Below are 24,962 nucleotides of genomic sequence, written 5' to 3' on the forward strand. Positions count from 1 at the left end.
AGGACGGATCAGCGGGCGGCCGCACCCGTCATCGCACGCTCGGCCACCACGCGCTCGCGCGCGAGCAACCGGTCGCGCTGCTCCTCGAACCGCAGCACGTCCTTCTCCAGCTTGTCGAGGAACAGTGCGAGTTCATCGCGCGCCTCCTCGCCGCGCGCTCCGAAGTCGTTGCGGTCGAAGACATTCCACTGCTTGAGCACCGGCCGCACCACCTCGTCGAGGTGCTGGCGCAGGTCGTAGATGCCGTGCTTGGCCATCAGCACGCCGTTGCGCCGCCAGTTGGGCATGCCCGCGCCCGGCATCTGGAATTTGGTGAGCACCTTGGTGATCGCGGGCATCGCCTGGTCGGGGGCGAGGTCGAGAACCGCCGCGCACAGGTTGCGGTAGAAGATCATGTGCAGGTTCTCGTCGGTGGCGACGCGGGCCAGCATCTTGTCGGCGACCGGGTCCTCGCACACGCGACCGGTATTGCGGTGGCTCACCCGGGTGGCCAGCTCCTGGAACGTCACATACGCGACATTGACCAGGAATCCACCCCAGTTCGCCGGCGCGTGCGCGCCCTGGGTCATGTGGATCATCCGCGCTTGTTCCAGCGCCACCGGGTCGACGCCGCGGGTGACGACGAGGTAGTCGCGGATCACGATGCCGTGGCGGTTCTCCTCGGCGGTCCAGCGGCCCACCCAGGTGCCCCACGCGCCGTCGAGCGAGAAGTTCTCGGCGATCTCGCGGTGATAGGACGGCAGGTTGTCCTCGGTGAGCAGATTCGTGATCATCGCGGCCTTGGCGACATCGGTGAGCCGCGATTGCGATGGCTCCCAATCGCTTCCGCCCATCGCGGCGAAATTGCGGCCTTCCTCCCACGGCACGTAATCGTGTGGATTCCAGTCCTTGGCGATGGAAAGGTGCCGGTTGAGGTTCTGTTCGGCCACCGGTTCGAGGGCCGTGAGGATTTCGAGCTGAGTCAGATCTTTGGTCACGCGTGCCTCCACTGTTGGTGTCGAGCAAGCAGATATGGGCAAAACCTGGCATCGAGCGTGTAATCCACAGTATCGCCTCGGTCGTGGCATCGAGAAACGCGGTGTCCGAGCGCGGTACTGTTCGGTCATGGGTTACCCGGAGGATGTCCTCGCGCCCGACGAGCAGCTGATCCTGCACCGCCACCCACACTGGAAGATGTTGGTGTGGCCCATCGTCACTCTTATCGCCGTGACCGCGATCGCCGGTTTCCTCGGCGGCTTGGCCTGGCGCAATACCACCGGACACGTGCGCACGGTGCTGCTGATCCTGATCGGCCTGGTCTGGCTCGGGCTGATCGCCTGGCGGGTCGTCGCGCGCGTGATCGCCTGGAAGTCGACGCATTTCATCGTCACCGGGCGGCGGGTGCTGGTGCGCCAGGGCGTGCTCACCCACACCGGCATCGACATACCGCTCAGCCGGATCTCCAGTGTGCAGTTCAGCCACGGTCTCTGGGACCGGTTGTTCGGCACCGGCACGCTGATCATCGGTTCCTCGTCGGAGGAGCCGCTCGAGTACGACGACGTGCCCCAGGTGCAGCAGGTGCATTCGCTGCTCTATCACCAGGTGTTCGAGGCGGGACGCTCCGCCAACGAGCAGCATTGGGGTGGCGGCTACCGGTGAGCTGCCCCTCCTCGCTGATCGGAAACACAGATCAGGCGCCGACGCGCAGCGTTCCTCAGCTGCGCATGGCCGCAGCGCAGGCGTAGGTTTCGCCTAACCTGTGCACATGACCGCAGTACTGCTGGCCGAAGACGACGAGGCGATCGCCGCACCGCTATCGCGTGCACTGGGGCGTGAGGGCTACACCGTCACCGTCGAGCGCTTCGGCCCTGCGGTGCTGCGCCGCGCCCTCGAGGGCAACCACGACCTGCTGATCCTCGACCTCGGCCTGCCCGGCATGGATGGCCTCGAGGTGTGTCGGCAGGTGCGCGCGAGCGGTGCCGATCTGGCGGTGCTGATGCTCACCGCCCGCACCGACGAGGTCGACTTCGTCGTCGGCCTCGACGCGGGCGCCGACGACTACGTCGGCAAACCGTTCCGGCTGGCCGAACTCCTCGCCCGGGTGCGAGCGCTGTTGCGGCGCAGTGGAATCGGTGACGACGCGGTGGAGGTCGGCGCGATCCGGCTCGAGCCGGCGGCCCGGCGCGTGCTGGTCAACGGGTCCGAGGTGAACCTGGCCAACAAGGAGTACGAGCTGCTCAAGGTCCTCATCGACCGGGCCGGTCAGGTGGTGGCGCGCGAGACCATCCTGCGCGAGGTCTGGGGCGACGCCGACCTGCGCGGTTCCAAGACCCTCGATATGCACATGTCCTGGTTGCGTCGCAAGATCGGCGACGAGGGCCCGATGGCGGAGCGCCGGATCGTCACCGTGCGCGGTGTCGGGTTCCGGCTCAATACCGACGGACCCACCTCGCACCGAGGCTGACGCGCAGTGCGCCGCCGAATCCTGCGTTCGATCCTGACCGTGCTGACCATCACCACGGTGGTGCTCGGCGTGCCGCTGATCTACACCGCCTGGCTGTGGGTCGAGGACATCACCCGCAACGATCTGCAGAGTCGCCTGGAACGGATCTCGACGGAGGTGATCGCCCAGGAACGCGTCGACGGGACCGTCCACGACGGCCTCGACGTGCGAGCCATGAGCGCGCTGGTCCCCGAGGGCGGCAGGCTCACGATCGTCTATCCGACCCCGCAAGACAATGCCGCGCGCACCGATATCGGTGTCGGGGAGCTCGCCGATCCGCTGGTCGAATCGCTGTCGATGGGAACGTCGGGTTCGCTGCGGCTCGAGGTGCCCGCCGGGCCGATGCATTCGAGGCAGGAGCAGGCAGTCGCCGCGGTGGCGCTGGCCGTGCTCGCCTCGCTCGGTGCGGCGTTCTCGGTCGCCGTGGTGACCGCGCGCCGGGTCGCCGATCCGCTGCGCGATGTCGCCGCGCGGGCCGCCCGGCTGGCGATGGGCGACTTCCGGCCCGATCCCCGCCGCCACGGCATCGCCGAACTCGACCGCGTCTCCGATGTGCTCGATTCGGCGACCGTCGAGATCGCGGGCCGCCTGCAACGCGAGCACGCGCTGGTCGCCGACGTTTCCCACCAGCTGCGCAGCCGCCTGACCGCCGTTCGTTTGCGTCTGGACGAGTTGTCCACCCATGCCGACCCCGAGGTGGTGCACGAGGCAGAGGAGGCGATGGCGCAGGTCGACCGGCTCACCGAGGCCATCGACGACCTGGTCCGCGCCTCCCGCGACGAAGACGCCACCGACCGCGATCCGGTCCCGGTGATGGCGGAGCTGCGTGGGGTCGTCACCGAGTGGACCCACCCGTTCCACGAGACCGGACGCGAACTGCTCCTGCTCGGCGATGAATCCCTGCAGGCCCCGATCACCGGTTCGCGGCTGCGTGAGGCGGTCGCGGTGCTGGTCGACAACGCCCTGATGCACGGCGCGGGCACCTGCACGATCTCGGTGCGCACGGTCCCGACCATGAGTTCACGCGACCCGCTGATCTGTGTGGAAGTGTCCGACGAAGGCGAGGGTGTGCGCGATGAACTCGCACCGCACATCTTCGATCGTGGTTTCTCCGCGGGCGGATCGACCGGTGTGGGTCTGGCACTCGCTCGCGCGCTGGTGGAGGCCGACGGTGGTCGTCTCGAGCTGCAGCGTCGCCGCCCTGCCCTGTTCGCGGTGTTCCTCGGTTCCAAGCTGAACCGCCCGCAGAACGCGACCCTCACCGAGCCGCGCTGACTCAGCTGTGGCCCAACGGGCGCTGCCTTGTTCCTCGGGCCCAGGTCGAACTCAGCTGTGGCCGAGGTGCTCTTGTTCCTCTTCGATCAGGTCCTCTAGCTCGGCGATGATCTCGTCCATCTCGTCGGGGAACACCCAGCGCCGCATCGCCCAGAACCGGAACGCCATCTGCAGCAGATTGCCGATGATGAACGCGCTGAAGAAGTCGGCGATGTTCGCGACGGCGAAGCTCACATGGGGTTCGCGCAGGTCGAGCACATAAATCGAGATCCACAGCGGGATATTGGCCAGGACCACCCCGATCCCGCTCACCCCGAAGAACAGCAGCGCCTCGTGATGTTTCTCCCGGCCGCCGCGATTCTTGAACGACCATTCTCGGTTGAGAATGTAGGACGCGATCACTGCCACCACGCCCGAGATGATCTTGGCGGTGAGCGGTTTGTCCGCGAGAACCGTCCATTTCAAGAGGTAGTACAGGCCGCTGTCGATCACGAACGTCGTGGCGCCGACGAGGGCGAACTTGATCAGCTCTTTGTGCCTGATCGCGGTTTCGCGAAGGCGCGGGGGAAGGACGCTGACCACGTCGTCGACGATTGACACGAGTTCCGAGTGTACCGGTCGCAAACATTCGCATCCGACATGACAACATTGCACGACGTGAGTGCACGTTCATTCGATCCGTCAGCCATGCCCACCGTCACGATGGTCGGTGGAGGCCAGCTCGCGCGCATGACGCACCAGGCCGCGGTCGCCCTTGGCCAGCGCCTACGGGTGCTCGCCGAGCGCCCCGACGACCCGGCCGCCCAGGTCACCCCCGACGTCGTGTTCGGCAGTCACGACGACCTGTCCGCGCTGCGCGAAGCCGCCCACGGCTCGCATGCGCTGACCTTCGACCACGAGCACGTGCCCACCGAGCACCTCGAGGTGCTGGTCGCCGAGGGTGTGAACGTGGCGCCGCCGCCGCAGGCGCTGATCTTCGCCCAGGACAAGCTGGCCATGCGGACGAAGCTGTCCGCGCTCGGTCTGCCGGTTCCCGCGTTCGTCGAGGTCACCGCGCCCGCGGACGCGGTGGCGTTCGGTGATGAGCACGGCTGGCCGTTCGTGCTGAAGGCCGTGCGCGGCGGTTACGACGGCCGTGGCGTCTGGATGCCCGCCGATGCCGCCGAGGCCACCGAGCTGGTCACCGACCAGCTCGCGCACGGTGTGCAGTTGCTGGCCGAGTCGAAGGTCGACTTGAAGCGTGAGCTGTCGGCGATGGTCGCGCGTTCGCCGTTCGGGCAGGCCGCGACCTGGCCGGTCGTGGAGACCGTGCAGCGCAACGGCCAGTGTGCGGTGGTGATCGCCCCCGCCCAGGACCTGGACGAGGACCTGGCCGCCCGCGCCGAGACGATGGCGCTGGAGCTGGCCGCTGGTCTCGGTGTGGTGGGTGTCATGGCCGTGGAGCTGTTCGAAACCCACGACGGCGAACTCCTGGTGAACGAGCTCGCGATGCGCCCGCACAACTCGGGGCACTGGGGCATGGACGGTGCCTGCACCGGCCAGTTCGAGCAGCACCTGCGCGCCGTCCTCGACTACCCGCTCGGTGATACGACGCCGCTCGCCCCGGTGACGGTGATGTCGAACATCCTCGGTGCTGCCCAGGCTCCCGAGATGTCGATGGACGAACGCCTGCACCACCTGTTCGCTCGCCTGCCCGAGGCCAAGGTGCACCTCTACGGCAAGGGTGAACGCCCCGACCGCAAGATCGGCCACATCAACATCCTCGGCGACGACGCCACCGAGGTGCGCGAAAAGGCCGAGCGGGCGGCGCACTGGATGTCGCACGCCGTCTGGACCGACGGCTGGGACCCGCACGGAGCGTGACCGATTCTCCACAGCGACAATGCTTTTCGACCGCCTCAGCTCCGCGAGCCGGGACGGGTAGGCGCCCTCGGATGCGAGGCCGACACCGCGGCGTGAGCCGCCAACCCTAAGGAACCCACGTGAGCACCAACGGACCCCAGGTCGGCCTGATCATGGGCAGCGACTCCGACTGGCCGACCATGGAAGCCGCCGCGGAAGCACTCGCCGAATTCGGCATCCGCTTCGAGGTCGGCGTCGTCTCCGCCCACCGCACCCCCCAGCGCATGCTCGACTACGCCCGTGACGCGGCAGGCCGCGGCCTGAAGGTGATCATCGCGGGCGCGGGCGGCGCCGCCCACCTCCCCGGCATGGTCGCCTCGGCTACCCCCCTCCCCGTCATCGGCGTCCCGGTCCCCCTCGAATACCTCGACGGCATGGACTCGCTGCTGTCGATCGTCCAAATGCCCGCAGGCGTCCCGGTCGCCACCGTCTCCATCGGCGGCGCCCGCAACGCAGGCCTACTCGCCGCCCGCATCCTCGGCGCCTCCGACGAGTCCCTGCGCACCCGCATGGAACAGTTCCAGGCCGGCCTCGAGCAAATGGTCCTCGCCAAGGACGAAGCGCTGCGCAACAAACTCCTCGGCTGAGGTGACGTGCGCCCCGTCGGCGAACCGGCGGGCGGGGCCGATCAGAACTCGAGAACCGCAACGCCCCTCGCGCAGCGCGGCTACGGCCTCGACCAACCCCGCACGTTCGAGTTCGTCGAGCCTCTGAGTGGGTGACGTGTCCGAATCGCCGAATTCGGGGAAATCGCCGCCGATTTCGCACTGATGTTCGATCGGGCGTACGTTCCGTGCATGGTGACCTCATCGCATGAAGCGATGCATCGGATTTTCCAGCATGATGCGGCGGCGATCGCTCATGCCTTCGCCGTATTGAAGCTGCCCTTCGCCAAACCGACTGCGGTAGAGCAGGTTTCGGTAGACCTCACGGAGACGACTCCGGTCGAGCGGCGCGCTGACACGATCTTGGATATCACGACTGTCGACGACAGATTTCTGATGGTGGTCGAGGCGCAGTCCTCGGCCGACAATTCACGACCTGATGCCTGGTCGTATTACGTGACCTTCCTACGCAACAAGTACAAGCTGCCGGTCATCCTCGTCGTCATCTGCCACGACCACGCCACCGCGCGGTGGGCGACGACTCCGATGAAACTGGGGCACACTTTCTGGACCACGATCACGCTGCATCCGTTGGTGCTCGGCCCGCACAATGTGCCGGCGATCATCGACCCGGCCGCGGTTGTTCAGGATCTGCCCCTGGCGGCGTTGTCGGCCGTCACCCACGCTCGCGAGCCGGAGATCGGTGCGATACTGGGAGCGATCGTCGCGGGCATTCGTCGGCTGGGCGGAAACGAGACGACCGAGTTCTACGTCGAGTTGATCGAGCAGGGCATCTCCCATACTGACGCAGCCGAGACCTGGAGGAAGCACATGGCTACCGATCTCTCGTTCTTCCGTTCCGAATCCGCGCAGAAGCTCAGGGCGCAGGGGCGGGCGGAAGGCCGAGTCGAGGATGTGCTGATGGTTCTGCGGCACAGGGGTGTTGTAGTCACTGAGGACGCGGCGGATCGGATCCGTGCATGCCACGACGAAGTGCAGTTGGCCACCTGGCTCCGTCGATCTCTGGACGTGTCATCGGTGGATGAACTGTTGACATAGCCCCGCGCCGGCGGCGATGTCGCGTGAAGGCGTCTGTATCGCGGTGACTACCGTTGACCCCCGTGGCACACGATGATGCGGCGCAGTTTCGGCTCACGGTGGTTGATCAGGCGTTGCGGTTGTTCGCCGAGCGGGGGTATGAGGCGACGACGGTGGATGAGATCGCGGTGGCGGCGGGGATTTCGCGGCGGACGTTCTTTCGGCAGTTCCGGTCCAAAGAGGATGTGATCTTCGCTGATCACGAGTTCCAGCTGGCCTCGGCCGAGGAATTTCTGGCCGGGGTCGGCGAGGGGGATCCGTGGGATGCGGTGTGCGAGGCCGTGATCGGGGTGTTCGAGCGGTTCACGCAGTGGCGTGACATCGCGGCGCGGCGGTATCAGGTGGTGCGGCGGGTGCCCGCGTTGCGTGAGCGCGAGATCGTCACGGTGTTCCGGTACGAGCGGCTGTTCACCGAGTTCCTGCGCGACCGGTTGCCGGAGGTGCCCGACCTGGTCCGGGTGCAGTACACGGCCGCCGTCACCGCCACGCACAACTACTTGCTGCGCCGGATGGTGCGCGGCGAATCGGGGGCAACGGTGGGGGATCTGCGCACCGAGCTGGCCATGATCCCGCGCGGCAGACGCGCGCAGACCGAGCCCGGCGAACTGGTGCTCGCCGTGTTTCCCCGCGACATGCCGCCACGCAAGGTGGCCGATCTACTCACCGCCCGCCTCGGTAACCTGTGAGCGCCGCGCGCGCCAGCGCACGAGGCGATGACACTGAGTGCCACCCATATATCCGCATGTAGCGATGGAGTGCCGCGCGTATAATCCTCGGTAGATTGGCACTGCGTGCCGACGCACCACGCGCTGTGAGACCGCAGCAGCGATCACGACCACGACCAGGAGTGTGCCCCCGATGGCTGGAAACCCCGATTTCGCACTGTTCAAGCTCGAGGACTTCCACGACGAGCTGCGCGGCGCCATTCGCGGCCTCGCGGAGAAGGAGATCGCTCCCTACGCCAAGGACGTCGACGGCAACGCCCGCTTCCCGGAGGAGGCGCTCACCGCGCTCAACGCCGCGGGCTTCAACGCCGTGCACGTGCCGGAGGCCTACGGCGGCCAGGGTGCCGACTCGGTGGCCACTTGTATCGTGATCGAGGAAGTCGCCCGCGTCTGCGGCTCCTCCTCGCTGATCCCCGCCGTGAACAAGCTCGGCACCATGGGCATGATCCTCAACGGCTCCGAAGAGCTCAAGACCAAGGTCCTCGCCGACATCGTCAACGGCGAGATGGCCTCCTACGCCCTGTCCGAGCGTGAGGCCGGTTCCGACGCCGCCGCCATGCGCACCCGCGCCAAGGCCGACGGCGACGACTGGATCCTCAACGGCTCCAAGTGCTGGATCACCAACGGTGGCAGGTCGTCCTGGTACACCGTGATGGCCGTGACCGACGCCGACAAGGGCGCCAACGGCATCTCCTCGTTCCTGGTCCACAAGGACGACGAGGGCTTCGTGGTCGGCCCGCTCGAGCACAAGCTGGGCATCAAGGGTTCGCCCACCGCCGAGCTGTACTTCGAGAACTGCCGCATCCCCGGCGACCGCATCGTCGGTGAGCCCGGCACCGGTTTCAAGACCGCGCTGCAGACCCTCGACCATACCCGCCCGACCATCGGCGCGCAGGCCGTTGGCCTGGCTCAGGGCGCGCTCGACGCCGCGATCGCCTACACCAAGGATCGCAAGCAGTTCGGCAAGACGATCGCCAGCTTCCAGAACACCGAGTTCATGCTGGCCGACATGGCCATGAAGATCGAGGCCGCCCGCCTGATGGTCTACACCTCGGCCGCCCGCGCCGAGCGTGGCGAGAAGAACCTCGGCTTCATCTCCGCCGCCGCCAAGTGCTTCGCCTCGGACGTGGCCATGGAGGTCACCACCAACGCCGTCCAGCTCTTCGGCGGCGCCGGCTACACCACCGACTTCCCGGTCGAGCGCATGATGCGCGACGCCAAGATCACCCAGATCTACGAAGGCACCAACCAGATCCAGCGTCTGGTGATGGCTCGCCAGATCCTGCGCTGATCACCCAGCACGCCGCGTCCCCCCGACGGAACCTCGTCGGGGGGACGCGTCTTTTCCTGAGGCCAGACGGCTACCGGGCGCCGGATCCCGGCCGATGCCGCAGTGTTACCTCGATCGTGGCCGCTTGCCGGGGTAATAACGACCGAAATGTTGCCGCAGTGTGAACGGATGATGTATCGGGAAATCGAACCGATATCGTAGGGTTATTCGTTCGTAGCTCATCGGCGATTCGTTTCGCGCCTTCCGTGCCATATACCGGGACAGGTAGGATCAATCTGAGCCGGTTGGGGCGAATGTATGTGGCCGATGTCGATCCTCCTGACTAGATAGTGGCTGTGAACTGGCCATTAGTCCATCTATCGCAGGAGTCGGCAACATGTTTTGCTGCGCTGAAATTTTGAGTATGACGGGCTCGAACACAATTCGAGTGGTCCACTACTCGCGTGCGGAATCCCGCCCCCGTGGGATTCTCGACCTCGTGAAGTAGCGAGGTGAACTATGAGCTGTGCAATTTCTGGAACACGTTCGGGAATGAGTTGGCTTCCGCTGTCCAGTTCGGGGGATGGCTCGCGGTTCACGCAGGAACTGCTGGATCGGCTCCGTGGGTGGGCGCAGGATCATCTGACCCAGCCGCTGGACGTGATCGGCCGTGAGGGCCCGGTGTGTCCGTATGTCGGACCATCGTTGCGCCGGGACCTGACCTGGGTCGGCCGGGTCGCGGGCGCACAGCCATGGTCGCCCTATGTGCGGTTGGTCCTCGCGGACGCGCTGGAGCTGTTCCCGACCCTGCCGCCGGACACGGGCGGCTCCACAGTGCTGCGCTGCCTGGTGACCGCCCTGCCCGATCTGCATGACTACTCGCTGATCGACGACCTGCACGACGAGCTCAAATCGGAGTTCGTCGAACAGGGCCTGATGCTCGGGCAGTTCTATCCTGGGTGCACCCAGCCCGGCCTGTGGAACAAGGACTACCACCCGCTCGACGCGCCGATTCCGATGCTGGTGGTGCGGACGATGATGGCCACCGACTTCCCGTTCCTGCTCTCGCGCCCGGAGTGGATGTCGGCCTACGTCAGGAAATTCGCGCCCAGCCTGCCCGCGCACGTCCGCAGTGTCGTGGTGGACAGGCTCATCGCGAGCAACGGCGCCGAGGTGCCCGAGTATCACCTCGACGGGCCCCCGGTACCGCAGAAGGTCGGCGCCGGAAGACGACAGCGATGACCCGCGAACTGTCCACCGCGCCGGCTATCGAACCGGCAGCGGTCGAGGAGTTTCCGCTCTCTCCCGCCCAGCTCGGCATGTGGTACGCCCAGCAGTTCGACCCGGCAGTGCCGCTGTACGAGGCGCAGTACATCGACATGCGCGGCCCGCTCGACATCGACACTCTCGTCGCGGTGTCACAGCAGGTGGGTCGCGAGTTCGAGTCGGCCCTGCTGCGGCTGGTCGACACCGCCGACGGACCGCACCAGATCGTGGACCGGCGGATCGAGCTGACGATGTCGCACCTGGACTTCAGCGATGCCGCCGACCCCGAAGCCGCGGCGATCCGCTGGATGCGCGCCGACGTCGCGGCGCCGATCGATCTGCTCGGTGACCGGCTGGGGGCGTCGGTGCTGATCCGGATCGGACCGCAGCGGGTGCTGTGGTACTCGCGTGCGCACCACATCGTGGTCGACGGCTTCGCCTCCGCGACGGCGCTGTACCGGGTAGCCGAGCTCTACAACGCCGCGCTGGCCGGGCAGGATCCGCCGCCGTGCACGGCCGCGAGCCTGCGCACGATGCACGAGGCGGAGCTGCGCTACCGCGACAGCACGCGCTTCACCGCCGACGCCGAATACTGGGCGCAGCGGATCGCGGACATGCCGCAGCGGTGCAGTCTGGTCGACGCCGCCGCACCGGCACACGCGCTCGGCCGCCAGCACCGCGCGCAATTGCCCGCGGCGACGAAGGCACGCCTGGACGCGGCCGCCGCGCGCTTCGACGTCGGGACGCCGGGGCTGGCGATGGCGGCACTGGCGGTGTATTACGCGCAGGCGACCGGCACCGAGGACATCGTGCTGAGCCTGCCGGTGTCGGGCCGCACCACCGCGGTGCTGCGCCGGTCCGGCGGCATGCTGGCCAACGTGGTGCCCTTGCGACTGCCGGTCCGTGCCGAGAGCACCATCGCCGACCTGGTCGACGCGATCCGGGTGGAAGTCTCGGGTGCGCTGCGCCATCAGCAGTTCCGGCACGAGGAGATCCGCCACGGTGGGGCCGATGGCGACTCGGCAGGCGGGCGTGGCTTCGTCGGTCCGGTGGTCAATATCATGCTTTTCCCGACCGAGGTCGGGTTCACCGGCGTCGAGACGAGCCTGCACGTGCTCACCTCGGGGCCGATCGAGGACCTGTTCGTCAACTTCTATCAATACGGCGAGAGCAGTCCCATCCACGTGGACTTCACCGCGAACCCCGACCTCTACGACTCGCAGACCCTGGCCCGGCATCACCGCCGATTCCTCGCGCTGCTCGAGGCGATGATCGACGCCGAACCGGACACCGCGGTGCGTTCGCTCGAGTACTTTCTCCCTGATGAACTGCCGCTACGCGCCGGTTTGCGTGGAGCGCCCGCTCCCGCGCCGCGGCTGCTCGCGGACGTGCTCGACGAGGGCATGCGGGCTGCGGGTCATGCGGCGACAGCGGTGGTGTCCGGCGAGCGCGAGCTCACCTATGGTGCGCTGGAACAGGTTTCGGCCCGGCTGGCGCGTCGGCTCGTCGCGGCGGGTGTGGGTCCGGAGTCGGCGGTGCTCGTCGCGGTGCCGCGGTCGGTGGAGTCGGTGGTGGCGTTCTGGGGTGTTGTCCGATCGGGGGCGGCGTATGTGCCGGTCGGCGTGTCGAACCCGGCCGAGCGCTTGACGGTGATGGCATCGGAATGCGGTGCGCAGCTGGGTATCACGACGGCGAGCCGGGTACATGAGCTGCCCGATTCGGTGACCTGGATCGTGCTGGAAGACCTCGGCGACGACGCTGCCACCGGGCCGCTGCCACGCCCGCGGATCGAGAATCCCGCCTACATCGTGTTCACCTCCGGCTCCACCGGCACTCCCAAAGGCGTCGTGGTCACCCACTCGGGGATCGCCACGCTGGCCTCGGCGGTGCGCGACGCCTACGGTGCGGATCGGCACTCGCGCGTATTGCACTGTCTCAACCCGAGTTTCGACGCGTCCCTGCTCGAGCTGCTGGTCGCCTTCACCGCGGGCGCGACGCTGGTGATCGCCGACGCCGACTCCGTAGCGGGTGCTGATCTGGCCACGGTGATCCGCGAGTCGTCGATCACCCACCTGTGCTCGACGCCCGCCGTGCTGACAACGCTGCCGCCCGGCGCGCTCGACGGCGTGCGCGCGGTATCCACCGGTGGCGAGGCATGCCCGCCGGAGGTGGTGGCGCACTTCGGTTCCGGTCGCGCCCTGGTGAATTCGTACGGTCCGTCGGAAACCACCGTGGCGGCCACGTTCACGGCACCGCTGGCGACCGGTGTCTGTGCCGGCATCGGATCGCCCGTGCCCGGCGTGACGCTCCACGTCCTCGATCGCCGGATGCGGCCGGTGCCGGCCGGAACTCCCGGGGAGCTGTACATCGCGGGCCCCGGCCTTGCTCGCGGGTATGCGGGCCGTCCCGGCGCCACCGCGCTGCGCTTGATCGCCGATCCCTTCGGCGCCGAGGGCAGCCGCCTGTATCGCACGGGCGATCTTGTCCGCTGGCGCCCGGACGCGGAGACCGGACCCGACGGCGCCCCGGTTCCGTTCGCCGAGAAGGGGATTCGGCTCACCGTGGATCCAGATCGGCGGCGTCAAGGCAATGGCGGCGAGGTGATAGGCGCGTCGGCACTGGCCAGTGCCGATGAGACCGCAGTGCCGTTCGTCCTGGAGTACTTGGGCCGCAGCGACTTCCAGGCGAAGCTGCGTGGAATGCGGGTGGAGCCAGGCGAAGTCGATGCGGTGCTGGCCACCTGTCCCGGCGTGGAATTCGCGGTGACGGTGGTGCGGACCGGTTCCTCGGGCCGCGCCATGCTCGCCTCGTACGTGGTACCCACCTACGCGGCGGGTCGGCTCGACAGCACGGCTCTTCGGGAGTTCTGTCTGCACCGATTGCCCGCGCACCTGGTGCCCGGCGCCGTCACGGTGCTGGACGCGTTGCCGCTGACCGGCAACGGCAAGGTCGATCGGCAGGCACTGCCCGAGCCCGACATCACACCACCGACGCCGCGGGCGGGCGCGTCCGAGGTAGAGCGGGCGCTGTGCGCGTTGTTCGCCGAGGCGCTCGGCGTGCCGGAGGTAGGAGCCGAGACGTCGTTCTTCGCGCTCGGCGGCGACTCGATCCTGTCGATCCAGCTGGTGGCCAGGGGGCGGGATGCCGGCCTGGTCTTCTCGGCGCGCGATGTGTTCGAGCATCCGACCCCGGCCGGGCTGGCCGCGGTCGTCGGGGCACCGGGGGAGCGGACGGTCCTGCGTGAAATGCCCGGCGGCGGTGTGGGTCCGGTGCCGCGGACGCCGATCGTGGACTGGCTCCTGACCCAGCCCGGCTGGCAGCGGTTCGCCCAGACGATGGTGCTGGCGCTGCCGGACACCGTCGAGCGTGTCCAGTTGCAGCGCACCCTGCAAGCGATCATCGACCACCACGACATGCTGCGCGTGCGGGTAGTCGACGGTGCGCGGCTCGAGGCCGCCTCGCCCGCGACGATCGACGCGGCCACGGCTGTCGACCAGGTGGTGTGCGAGCGGATCGATTCCGCGACCCTCGACAGGGCGACAGCGGCGGCGGTGGAGCGGCTCGACCCCGCAGCGGGGGTGGTCCTCACCGCTACCTGGCTCGACCCCGGCGGTCCCGGCGGACGACTCGTACTGGCCGTGCACCACCTGGCCGTCGACGCGGTGTCCTGGCGCATCCTGGTCGCCGATCTGATGGCCGCCTGGGCCGCGGTGACCGAGGGCGCGGCCACGCAGCTGCCACCGGTCGGCACGTCCATGCGCACCTGGGCGCACGCGCTCGACGTCGCCGCGAGCACCGAGGAATGGACCGATGAGCTGGACTACTGGCGCCGCGTGCTCGATACCCCGGACCCGCGGCTCGGCGATCGCCCACTCGATCCGGCCCGGGATATCGGAGCGGCACTCGACCGCATCGAGATCCGGATTCCGGCCGAGACGAGCGCCCGGCTGGTGGGATTCCTGCCGACCGCGCTGCGCTGCGGCGTCGAGGAGGCGCTGCTCGCCGCCCTGGTCTCGGCACTGACCGAGCACCGCGGCGCGCCGGGACCCGCGCTGCTCATGCTGGAGCGGCACGGCCGCGACGAGACCGCCGTGCCCGGTGCCGACCTCTCGCGCACCGTCGGCTGGTTCACCAGCCAGTTCCCGATCGCGCTCGACCTCGGCACCGACCCCGATCCGGTGAACGCGGTCGCCACGGTGAAGGAGCAGCTGCGCGCGGTGCCGCACGGCGGGTTCGGCTACGGCCTGTTGCGTCACCTGAGCACCGGCGCGGATCCGGTTGCCGCGGTGAAGGAACAGTTGGACCGACTGCGGTCCGGGGGTACGCCACAGGTCGGGTTCAACTATCTGGGCCAGATCTCCGGCACCGACGCAGGCATTCCGTGGCTGCCGGTCGGCGTGGCGGACCGGCTCGGTGGGGCGGGTGATGCCGAGCTGCCCGCGTCGGCGGTGCTCGCCATCGACACGGTGACGATCGAGGAGCCCGACGGGCCCGTGGTGCACGCGGTGTGGCGGTTCCCGTCCGAAGTGATCGATCGCGCGGCAGTGGAACAGATTGTTCGGCACTGGGTTTCGACGGTGACCGCGATCGCGGACGCTGTCGCCGAGCCGGGCGCCGGTGGCCTGACACCGTCGGATATCGCGTTGGTGCCGGTCACCGGTGGGCAACTGGCCGACTGGCAGCGCCGCTATCCCGGCCTCGAGGACGTCTGGCCCCTGGCACCGTTGCAGCAGGGTCTGCTGTTCCACACCCGGCTCACCGCGGGCCACACCGACAAGTACGCGGTGCAGGCCGTCTTCGAGCTGGACGGCGAGGTGGATCTCGCTCGTCTCGAATCGGCGGCCACGGCACTCGTGCGCAGGCATCCCGCGCTGCGCACCGCCTTCGTCACCACCGCGGACTCGGCGGCCCAGCTGGTGCTCGCCGAGGTCGCCGTGCCGTGGCAGGTGCTCGAGGCGAGCCCGGCCGACTGTGCCGCGATCGCCGCGCGTGAACTCGCCCGCCCGTTCGACCCGGAACAGCCGCCGCTGCTGCGCTTGCTGTGCGTGCGCTGCGGACCGCGCGATGTCCGCCTGATCGTCACCAATCATCATCTGGTGCTCGACGGCTGGTCGATGCCGTTGCTGCTCGGTGAGCTGCTCGCGCTGTACGAAGGCGAGGACGGCGGGCTCGGTGAGCCGGTGTCGTACCTGCGGTATCTGGAGTGGCTCGACCGCCAGGACGCGGCCGCCGCGCGCGTGGCCTGGTCCGAAGCGCTGGCCGGGCTGGCCGGTCCCACCCTGATCACGGCAGTCCGGCCCCCGCGCGGCCACGACGGTGAACCCGGCGAGCTGCGTCGCGAGGTGCCGCTGACACAGGACGCCCGCGCCGCGCTCGCCCGCCATCGCACCGAACGCGGCGTCACGATGAACACGCTCGTGCAGACCGCGTGGGCGCTGCTGCTGGCCGAGCTGACCGGGCACACCGAGGTCGTCTTCGGCACCACCGTGTCGGGTCGCCCGCCGGACCTTCCCGGGGCCGAGCGGATCGTCGGCATGCTGGTCAACACGGTTCCGGTGCGGATCGGGCTGGTCCCGGACGAGCCGGTCGGTGAGCTGCTGGCCCGGGTGCAGCGGGAACAGGGCGCCCTCGTCGACCGGAATATCCTGGGACTCACCGAGATACAGGCGCTCGCCGGGGTGGGCCCGTTGTTCGACACCAGCATGGTCTTCGAGTCGTATCCGATGGACATCGAGGCGTTGCGGGCGGCCTCCGAGCAGGCCAGTCTGCGGATCCGCGACTTCCGCGGCCGCGACGGCACCCACTATCCGCTGTGCCTGGCCGCGCAGGCGCGCGACGGACTGCGGCTCCACCTCACCTGCTCGGACCGGTTCTTCGACGACGCCGAGGCCACCGCGCTGGCGAATCGGCTGGCCAGGATCGTTGCCCGGCTCGCCGATCCGGCGCTGCCGGTCGCGGCGGTGCGCGGCGTCGACGGCGCCGAGGTCGTCCGGACCGAGCCGGTGCCGATGCGCTTGCTGCCCGAGCTGCTGGCCGCCGGCGTCCGGCGTGGTGGGGTCGCCGTCGTCGGTGCGAGCGCGGAGCTCGGGTACACCGAGCTCGATGAGCAGTCGAATCGGTTGGCGCGCACGCTGATCGCCGCGGGTGGTGGACCGGAAGGCGCCGTGCTGATCGCGGTGCCGCGCTCGCCGGAATGGCTGCTCGCCGCATGGGCGATCGCCAAGTCCGGGGCGGCGTTCGTCCCCGTGGACATCGACCACCCGGCCGAGCGCATCGCCACCGTCGCACACGATTGCGGTGCCCGCCTTGGCATTACGCTCGCCGCGTATCGGAAGTCGTTGCCCGACACGATGTCCTGGGTCGTCCTCGACGACGAGCCGACGGCCACCCGCATCGCGGGCCGCCCCGAGGGGCCGGTGAGCGATGCCGAACGGGTTCGTTCGCTCCACGCCGGGCATCCCGCCTATCTGATCTACACCTCCGGATCGACCGGCATCCCCAAAGGTGTGATGGTGACTCATGCCGGGCTCAGCGGACTGGTCGACGGCGTCCGCGCCCGCCTGCGCCCCGGCCCCGGCGATCGCCTCCTGCTGTGTATGAATCCCGCCTTCGACGCCTCGATCCTGGTGTGGCTGACCGGATGTCACACCGGAGCCACGCTCGTGGTCGCGCCGCCGCAGGCCGTGGCGGGCGAACCACTCGCCGAGGTCATCGCCACCCACACGGTGACCCACCTGATCGCACCGCCCGCGGTGCTCACCACGCTGCCCACCGCCGCCGTCGCCCGGGTGCGCGCGATCGTCACCGGTGGTGAACCCTGCCCGCCCGAGCTGGTCGCGCGGCTGGGCCATGGCCGGACGATCCTCAACTCCTACGGTCCGGCCGAGTCGACCGTGGCGGTGACGGTGAGCGACCCGCTGACCGCCGACGACACGGCCGATCTCGGTGCGCCGCTGCCGGGTTGCGGCCTCGTGGTCGTGGACCGGTGGCTGCGGCCCGTACCGCCGGGCGCGGTCGGGGAGCTGTATCTGATGGGCCCCGGGGTGGCCAGGGGGTACGTGGGTGCGGTCGCGCGCACCGCGGAACGCTTCGTGGCCGACCCGTTCGGCGCGCCCGGCGAACGCATGTACCGCACCGGCGACCTGGTGCGCCTGTCAGCGACGAACCGGCTGAGTTACCTGGGGCGCAACGACTCCCAGATCAAGCTGCACGGCATCCGGGTGGAGCCGGGCGAAGTGGACGCGGCGCTGCTCGCGGCTCCCGGTGTCGCGCTGGCCGTCACGGTTCCGTGGCGGGGACCCAAGGGCGAGCAGACGCTGGCGTCCTATGTCGCCCCGGTCACCGGCGTCGAGCTGACCCCGACAGCGCTGCGCGAGTTCCTGGTGCGGCGGCTGCCCCGGCACCTGGTGCCCGCGACACTGACCGTGCTGGACGCGCTGCCGGTCACCGGCAACGGCAAGGTCGACGTGCGCGCGCTGCCCGAACCCCGGTACACGGCCGCGCCCTACATCGCGCCGGTCGGCACCGAACGGCTGGTGGCGCAGGCATACGCGGCGGTGCTCGAGCACCCCGAGGTCGGCGCCGACGACGACTTCTTCGCCCTCGGCGGTGACTCGCTGTCGGCGACGCGGGTGGCCGCCCGGCTCGGCGCCGAACTGGGCGTCGAGGTGTCGGTGCGGCTGCTGTTCGAAGCGCCGACCGTGCACGGCCTCGCGGCCCGGCTCAGCGATGACACCGTGCGCCCCGCCGGTGCGCTCGGCGGCCCGCACGCGGGGCCGCGTCCTGAACGGATTCCGCTCGCGCCCGCCCAGCGGCGCATGTGGTTCGTCAACCAGTACGACCCGTCTTCCGGCGCCTACAACATTCCGGTCGTCCTTCGCCTGACGGGACAGCTCGACATCGCCGCGTTGCGGGCGGCGCTGATCGATGTGGTCGGCCGCCACGAGGCACTGCGCACGATGTACCCCGATCACGACGGAATCGGCTATCAGGTCGTCGTCGAGCCGACCGCACTCGACAGCCACGTCGAAACGATCACAATCGCCCCCGGCGACCTGCACACTGCCGTACTTGCTTGCGTCACAGAGGGTTTCGACGTCGCCGCCGCGGTCCCGATGCGGGTGCGGCTGTTCCGGCTCGCCCCCGCCGAACACGTCCTCGCGGTGGTGGTGCACCACATCAGCGCGGACGGCTTCTCGATGGCAACGCTGGCGCGCGAGGTGATGTCCGCCTACACCGCCCGCACCACCGGCGCCGCACCCCAGTGGCCCGCGCCCGCCGTGCAGTTCGCCGATTACACACTCTGGCAACAGGATCGGCTCGGCAGCGCCGACGACCCCGATTCGCTGGCGGCCCGGCAGCTGGCGTACTGGACCGAAACCCTTGCCGGACTGCCGGATCGGCTCGAACTCCCCGCCGACCGCCCCCGGCCCGCCGTCGCGTCACTGCGCGCGGGCACCGTCGTGCGCACGGTGGAGCCCGACCTGCGAACCGGACTGGAACACCTCGCCGCCCAGCGTCACTGCACACTGTTCATGGTGCTGCACAGCGCGCTCGCCGTGCTGTTCGCCCGGCTCGGCGGCACTACCGACGTCGCCGTCGGCACCCCGATCGCCGGGCGCGGTGTCGCCGAACTCGACGACGTCGTCGGCATGTTCGTCAACACCGCGGTACTGCGCACCGAAGTGCCTGCCGCGCTGCCGTTCACCGACCTGCTCGACCGCGTGCGCAGCACCGACCTCGACGCCTTCGCGCACGCCGAGGTCCCCTTCGAACAACTTGTCGACCTGCTCGAACCCGCGCGTTCGGCGGCGCGACATCCGCTGATCCAGGCCATGCTGGTGTTCCAGAACCTCGGCCACACCGCGATCGCGCTGCCCGGGCTCCGCGTCGAAGCGGTGGACCTGGACCAGCAGAGCCTGCGCTTCGACCTGAGTGTCACGGTCGGTGCCGACGCCGCGGACGGTCTGTCGGTCCGGTTCGGTTACGCCACCGACCTTTTCGATGCGGGGACCGCAGCGAGCTTCGCCGACCGCTGGCTCGGCCTCCTGCGCGCCATAGTGGCGAATCCCGCTGTGCCGGTGGGCGATATCGACCTGCTCGACGCGCACGAACAGGCAGAGCTGCCAGGCAAGGCATCACCCGTCGTAGCCGAACCCGCCGTCCTGCCCGACCTGCTCGCCACCGCCGTCACCGGCAATCCGGACGGCATCGCCATCATCGACGGCTCGACCACACTCACCTACCGCGAGCTCGAAGAACGCTCGAACCGCTTGGCCCGAAGCCTGATCCAGGCCGGAGCAGGCCCCGAGAAGCTCGTCATCATCGCCGTACGCCGCAGCGCCGAGTCCGTCCTCGCGGTCTGGGCGGTAGCCAAGACCGGCGCCGCGTTCGTCCCCGTCGACCCCGCCTATCCCGCCGAACGCATAGCCCAGATCATCGCCGACTCCGGCGCGACCCTCGGCATCACCACACCAGACACCGAATCGATCCGCCCCTGGACCGACGCCCCGCGCACCGGTGTCGCGCTTGCGGCTGCCGAGCCTGCGAACGCTGGGCCTGTGGATGCCGAGCCTGCGAACGCTGGGCCTGTGGATGCCGAGCCTGCGAACGCTGGGCCTGTGGATGCCGAGCCTGCGAACGCTGGGCCTGTGGATGCCGAGCCTGCGAACGCTGGGCCTGTGGATGCCGAGCCTGCGAACGCTGGGCCTGTGGATGCCGAGCCTGCGAACGCTGGGCCTGTGGATGCCGAGCCTGCGAACGCTGGGCCTGCGGATGCCGAGCCTGCGAACGCTGGGCCTGTGGATGCCGAGCCTGCGAACGCTGGGCCTGTGGATGCCGAGCCTGCGAACGCTGGGCCTGTGGATGCCGAGCCTGCGAACGCTGGGCCTGCGGATGCCGGGCCTGCGAACGCTTGGCGTGCGGATGCCGGGCCTGTGGATGCCGAGCCCGCGGATGTCGAGCCCGTGGATACGGGGCTTGCGGATGCGCTTGCGGAGCCGGGGCGTGCCGATGGCTCGGTGGACGATGCGGTGCGAAACGATGGCGCGCACCCGGGCTTGCGGTGTGTGCGCTGGTTGCTGCTGGACGATCCGGCCTCCGCCCTTGACTCCGCCCCCTCGGGCGCGCCCATCGATCCCGGCGAACGCCATGCGACACCGCAACTTGCGCACCCTGCGTACGTCATCTTCACGTCGGGGTCCACCGGCCGTCCCAAAGGCGTAGTCGTCACGCATGCCGGACTGGCGAACCTGGTTGCCGCACAACAGGAACGGCTGGGTACCACGAGCGAATCGAGGGTGCTGCACGTCGCCTCACCCAGCTTCGATGCCGCAGTGCTGGAACTGTTGCTGGCCGCGGGCGCCGCCGCCACGCTGGTGGTCGCGGGACCGACCGCGTACGGCGGCGCGGAACTGGGCGAGCTGCTGGCCGACGAACAGGTCACCCACATCGCGCTCACCCCCTCGGCGCTGGCCTCGGTGGATATCGTGGCGCACGAGCACCTGCGGGCGATCATCACCGGCGGCGAACCCTGCCCGCCGGAATTGGTGCAGCGGTGGGCGGCGCCCGATCGTGTGCACTTCAACGACTACGGCCCGACTGAGGCCACCATCTGGGCCACCGGCGCGGGACCACTCGGTCCCGGTGCCGAGATCACCATCGGCACAGCGGTTCCCGGCATGGCCGCGCTGGTCCTCGACGGGCGCCTGCACCCGGTTCCCGACGGCGTAGCGGGCGAGCTGTACCTGGCCGGACCGGCACTCGCCCGCGGCTACCACGGCCGCCCCGACCTCACCGTCGCGCGCTTCGTCGCCGACCCGTACGGCGCACGGGGCGAGCGGATGTATCGCACCGGCGATCTCGTGCGCAGGCGCGCTCATGGCCTCGAGTACCTGGGCCGCTCCGATCTGCAGGTGAAGTTGCGCGGCCTGCGGATCGAGCCGGGTGAGATCGAAGCGGCCCTCACCGCCGACCCGGCGGTGCACCAAGCTGTGGTCACCGTGCACACCGACGCCGCGCTCGGCGAACTGCTCGTCGCCTACCTGGTACCGGAGCACTCGGCACAGTTCGACCTCGATGCGGTGAAAGAAGCTCTGGCGCTACGTCTTCCGTCCTACATGGTGCCCTCGGCGGTCATCGTCCTCGATGCCTTGCCACGCACCGATAACGGCAAACTCGATCGCCGTGCGCTGCCCGCCCCCGACATCAGGTCCGGCCGGTTCCGCGCACCCGTCACCCCGACCGAGCAGGCGGTGGCCGACACCTTCGCCGAGCTGCTCGGCGTCCCCGAGATCGGGCTCGACGACAACTTCTTCGCACTGGGCGGCAACTCTCTGATCGCCACCCGGATCGCGGCGCGACTGGGCGCCACCCTCGGCGCCCGCATCCCTGTGCGCGTGGTCTTCGACTCGCCGACGGTGGCCGAACTCGCCGCCGCCGTCCGCACCGCGGCCACCGCATCAGGCCCGCGCCCCGGCCCCCGGCACCGCCCCGAACGGATCCCGCTCTCGGCGGCGCAGCGGCGCATGTGGTTCCTCAACCGGTACGACCCCACCTCCCCAGCCCACAATGTGCCGATCGCGCTGGCGGTCGAGGGCGAACTCGACCTCGCGGCGCTGCAGACCGCGCTGATGGATGTGGTGGCCCGCCACGAATCGCTGCGCACGGTGTACCCGACCGACGCCGACGGCGAGCCGTATCAAGACGTGCGTGCCGTCGCCGCGGCGTATGTGCCGATTCGGGTCGCACCGATCGAGCCGGAACAGGTCCGGGACGAGGTCGCCGCCGAAATCACGCGGGGATTCGACCTCACCACCGAACTTCCACTGCGCGTGCGGCTGTTCCGGATCACCGACGACCGGTCGGTGCTGGCGGTGACGCTGCACCACATCGCCTCCGACGGCTGGTCGCTGGCACCGCTGACCCGCGACGTGCTGGTGGCATACGTGGCCAGGCGGGCCGACGCCGAGCCCACCTGGGCCCCGCTGCCGCTGCAATACCCCGACTACGCGCTGTGGCAGCACGAGCTGCTCGGCGCCGAGGACGATCCGGCCAGCGTGTCGCACCAGCAGCTGGAGTACTGGCGCACCGCGCTGGACGAGCTGCCCGAGGTCTCGACGCTGCCCAGTGACCATCCCCGGCCCGCGGTGCGCACCCCGCGGGCGGGCCTGGTGGAATTCGACATCGACACCGCGATCCAGGTGCGGCTGCGTGAGCTGGCCCGCTGGCACGGTGTCAGCGTGTTCATGGTGGCCCACGCGGCGCTGGCGGTCCTGCTGGCCAGGCTGTCCGGCACCACCGACGTAGCGATCGGTTCGGTCATCGCGGGCCGCGGCGACGGCGAACTCGACGACCTCGTCGGCATGTTCGTCAACACGCTGGTGCTGCGCAGCCGCGTCCACCCCGAGGAAACCTTCGACACGCTGCTCGCCGCGACGAAGGACGGCGACCTGGACGCGTTCGGCAACGCCGACGTGCCCTTCGAACGGCTCGTCGAGGTGCTGGCGCCGACTCGGTCGGCTTCGCGCCACCCGCTGTTCCAGGTGCTGCTCGTCTTCCAGAACTTCGAGCGGGAGCAGTTGGAGCTGCCCGGCCTGCGGGTCAGCCCGCTCGAGATGCCGCCTGTCGGCGCGAAATTCGATCTCGAATGGCTGCTGGCCGAGAAATTCGGCCCCGATGGCGCGCCCGCGGGCATGTCAGGGATGCTCACCTTCGCGCTCGACCTGTTCGAGGTGTCCACCGCGCGGACGCTGGCGCACCGGTTCGTCGATGTGCTCGACGCGCTCACCGCCGACCCGGGCCTTGTCCTGGGCGACATCGATGTCACCGCGCCGCCGGGAACCGTCGTACATCCGGTCGTGCGCACACCGGCGCACCGCGTCGACCTGCCCTATCGGCCGCCGGTGACACCCGTCGAGGAAGCGGTCGTCGCCGCGTTCGAATCCGTTCTCGATATCGAGCGAGTCGGCTTGGACGACAACTTCTTCGAACTCGGCGGCACCTCCATGATCGCCATCCGGCTGGTCTCCCGGATCCGTGACCGCCTCGATGTCGCGATGCCGGTGCAGTGGATGTTCGGCGATCCGACCCCCGGCGCGCTCGCCCAGCTCATCGCCGGGGACGGGGACACGGTCGACCCGGCGTTGCGAACCCTGTTGCCGTTGCGCGCGGGCGGGGGCGGTCCCGCGTTGTTCTGCGTGCACCCGGCGATCGGGGTGGCGTGGTGCTACACGGGTCTGGTCGGGCACCTCGACCCCGGCTTCCCGGTCTACGGTCTGCAGTCGCCCGGAATCGCGGCTGAGGTCCCCGACCGGCCGCTGCGCGAACGGGTCGCCGACTACGCCGACGAGATCCAAACGACCCAGCCCGACGGACCGTACCGGCTGCTCGGCTACTCCGCGGGCGGGCCGATCGCGCACGCCGTCGCTGTCGAACTCCAGCGCCGCGGTGCCCGAGTCGACGCGCTGACCATTCTCGACGGCCGCGCCGATGTCGACCCGGCGGGCGCCGCCGAGTTGCCGCCGCCGGAGGTGCTGCTCGCCGAGTTCGGCGGCCTCGACCCGGCGATGCTCGACGGCGACCGGCCGCAGGCCGAACAGGCCGCTGAACTTCTCCGCGCCGGCGCTGTCGCCGGCGCTCCCGATCGAATCGTGCCGCCAGCGTCGCCGGCCGATTCCGCGGCGGTTCGCGATACCGCCGCACCGCTGCCTGGCGCCGACAACGACGTCGGCGCCGGTAGCCGAGCCGACGGGCTCCTCGGCGCGATCACCGCGACGGATCTGCAGCGGCTCTACGCCGACTACCAGCAGATAGTGCGCGAGGCCGCCGAGTACGAACCCGAGATGTTCGACGGTGATCTGCTGTTCTTCAGCAGCACCACCGCCCGTCCCGGCTACGAGCCCAACGCCGATACCTGGCGCCCCTATGTCAGCGGCGAGATCATCGACAACCAGACCGGCCACGAGCACAACCGGCTCACCGGCCCGGACGCGCTCGATGTGATCGGCCCGATTCTGGCCGGATACCTACGCGACTAGGCGTACCTGGATCAGCCAACCAGGTCGGCGTACTCGCGGTGTTCGGCGATGTACTTCTCGACATACCAGCAGGTCGGGATGATCTTGAAGCCGTTCTCGCGGGAATCGTCGAGGCCGTATTTCACGACCTCCGCCGCGACCCCACGGCCCCGGAACTCCGGAAACGTCATGGTGTGGTGGAAGTCGCGGACCTTGGCGCCTTCACGTTCGGCGTAGTCGGCGTATCCCGCGAGGATGTCGTCGTGGTAGATCTCGAAACGGGTGTCGGCGACGTTGTGCTCGAGCCTGGTGGTCATAGTCGGA

The 24,962-nt window shown here is 69.2% G+C and carries 13 protein-coding genes; 10 read left to right on the forward strand and 3 right to left on the reverse strand.

Going from position 1 to position 24,962, the window contains the following annotated elements:
• Window positions 1-8: 8 nt before the first annotated feature.
• Window positions 9-977 (reverse strand): acyl-ACP desaturase, encoded by a 969-nt coding sequence (locus ACTWPB_RS05220; protein ID WP_446224564.1) that lies wholly within the window; start codon window positions 975-977, stop codon window positions 9-11.
• Window positions 978-1,104: 127 nt separating this feature from the next.
• Here ACTWPB_RS05220 and ACTWPB_RS05225 point away from each other — a divergent pair, with 127 nt between their 5' ends.
• The 3 genes from ACTWPB_RS05225 (at window position 1,105) to ACTWPB_RS05235 (ending at window position 3,757) form a co-directional block, all read left to right on the forward strand.
• Complete coding sequence (locus ACTWPB_RS05225) at window positions 1,105-1,638, forward strand: PH domain-containing protein (RefSeq protein WP_446224565.1); 534 nt, start codon at window positions 1,105-1,107, stop codon at window positions 1,636-1,638.
• Between the two features lie 106 nt (window positions 1,639-1,744).
• Window positions 1,745-2,443 carry a response regulator transcription factor gene (locus tag ACTWPB_RS05230; RefSeq protein ID WP_378919890.1) on the forward strand — a complete coding sequence of 233 codons (699 nt, stop codon included), beginning with the start codon at window positions 1,745-1,747 and terminating at the stop codon, window positions 2,441-2,443.
• A gap of 6 nt (window positions 2,444-2,449) precedes the next feature.
• On the forward strand, window positions 2,450-3,757 hold the full coding sequence (locus ACTWPB_RS05235; protein ID WP_446224566.1) for a sensor histidine kinase: 1,308 nt from the start codon (window positions 2,450-2,452) through the stop codon (window positions 3,755-3,757).
• 51 nt (window positions 3,758-3,808) lie between these two features.
• Here ACTWPB_RS05235 and ACTWPB_RS05240 read toward each other — a convergent pair whose 3' ends face one another.
• The gene (locus ACTWPB_RS05240) at window positions 3,809-4,357 is read right to left on the reverse strand and encodes a GtrA family protein (protein WP_446224567.1); all 549 of its coding nucleotides are present in this window, start codon (window positions 4,355-4,357) and stop codon (window positions 3,809-3,811) included.
• A gap of 39 nt (window positions 4,358-4,396) precedes the next feature.
• On the opposite strand from ACTWPB_RS05240, the gene ACTWPB_RS05245 reads away from it, so the two are divergent.
• From ACTWPB_RS05245 to ACTWPB_RS05275, 7 genes are all read left to right on the forward strand, one after another.
• Window positions 4,397-5,620, forward strand: a complete 1,224-nt coding sequence (locus tag ACTWPB_RS05245; protein ID WP_446224568.1) for a 5-(carboxyamino)imidazole ribonucleotide synthase — start codon at window positions 4,397-4,399, stop codon at window positions 5,618-5,620.
• A gap of 119 nt (window positions 5,621-5,739) precedes the next feature.
• Window positions 5,740-6,246 carry a 5-(carboxyamino)imidazole ribonucleotide mutase gene (purE, locus tag ACTWPB_RS05250; RefSeq protein ID WP_446224569.1) on the forward strand — a complete coding sequence of 169 codons (507 nt, stop codon included), beginning with the start codon at window positions 5,740-5,742 and terminating at the stop codon, window positions 6,244-6,246.
• A gap of 210 nt (window positions 6,247-6,456) precedes the next feature.
• Window positions 6,457-7,323: a hypothetical protein gene (locus tag ACTWPB_RS05255; RefSeq protein ID WP_446224570.1), complete on the forward strand. Its 867-nt coding sequence runs from the start codon at window positions 6,457-6,459 to the stop codon at window positions 7,321-7,323.
• A gap of 62 nt (window positions 7,324-7,385) precedes the next feature.
• Window positions 7,386-8,048, forward strand: a complete 663-nt coding sequence (locus ACTWPB_RS05260; RefSeq protein WP_446224571.1) for a TetR family transcriptional regulator — start codon at window positions 7,386-7,388, stop codon at window positions 8,046-8,048.
• 172 nt (window positions 8,049-8,220) lie between these two features.
• Entirely contained in the window at window positions 8,221-9,378 is a 1,158-nt protein-coding gene (locus ACTWPB_RS05265) for an acyl-CoA dehydrogenase family protein (RefSeq protein WP_446224572.1), read from the forward strand.
• Window positions 9,379-9,909: 531 nt separating this feature from the next.
• On the forward strand, window positions 9,910-10,599 hold the full coding sequence (locus ACTWPB_RS05270) for a DUF6875 domain-containing protein (protein ID WP_446224573.1): 690 nt from the start codon (window positions 9,910-9,912) through the stop codon (window positions 10,597-10,599).
• On the forward strand, window positions 10,596-24,659 hold the full coding sequence (locus tag ACTWPB_RS05275) for an amino acid adenylation domain-containing protein (protein WP_446224574.1): 14,064 nt from the start codon (window positions 10,596-10,598) through the stop codon (window positions 24,657-24,659). The genes ACTWPB_RS05270 and ACTWPB_RS05275 overlap by 4 nt, the downstream gene beginning before the upstream one ends.
• Window positions 24,660-24,670: 11 nt before the next feature.
• Here ACTWPB_RS05275 and ACTWPB_RS05280 read toward each other — a convergent pair whose 3' ends face one another.
• A complete protein-coding gene (locus ACTWPB_RS05280; RefSeq protein ID WP_446224575.1) occupies window positions 24,671-24,955 on the reverse strand; it encodes a GNAT family N-acetyltransferase in 285 nt (94 codons plus the stop codon).
• Between the last annotated feature and the right edge of the window lie 7 nt (window positions 24,956-24,962).

The organism is Nocardia sp. IBHARD005 (assembly GCF_052814245.1).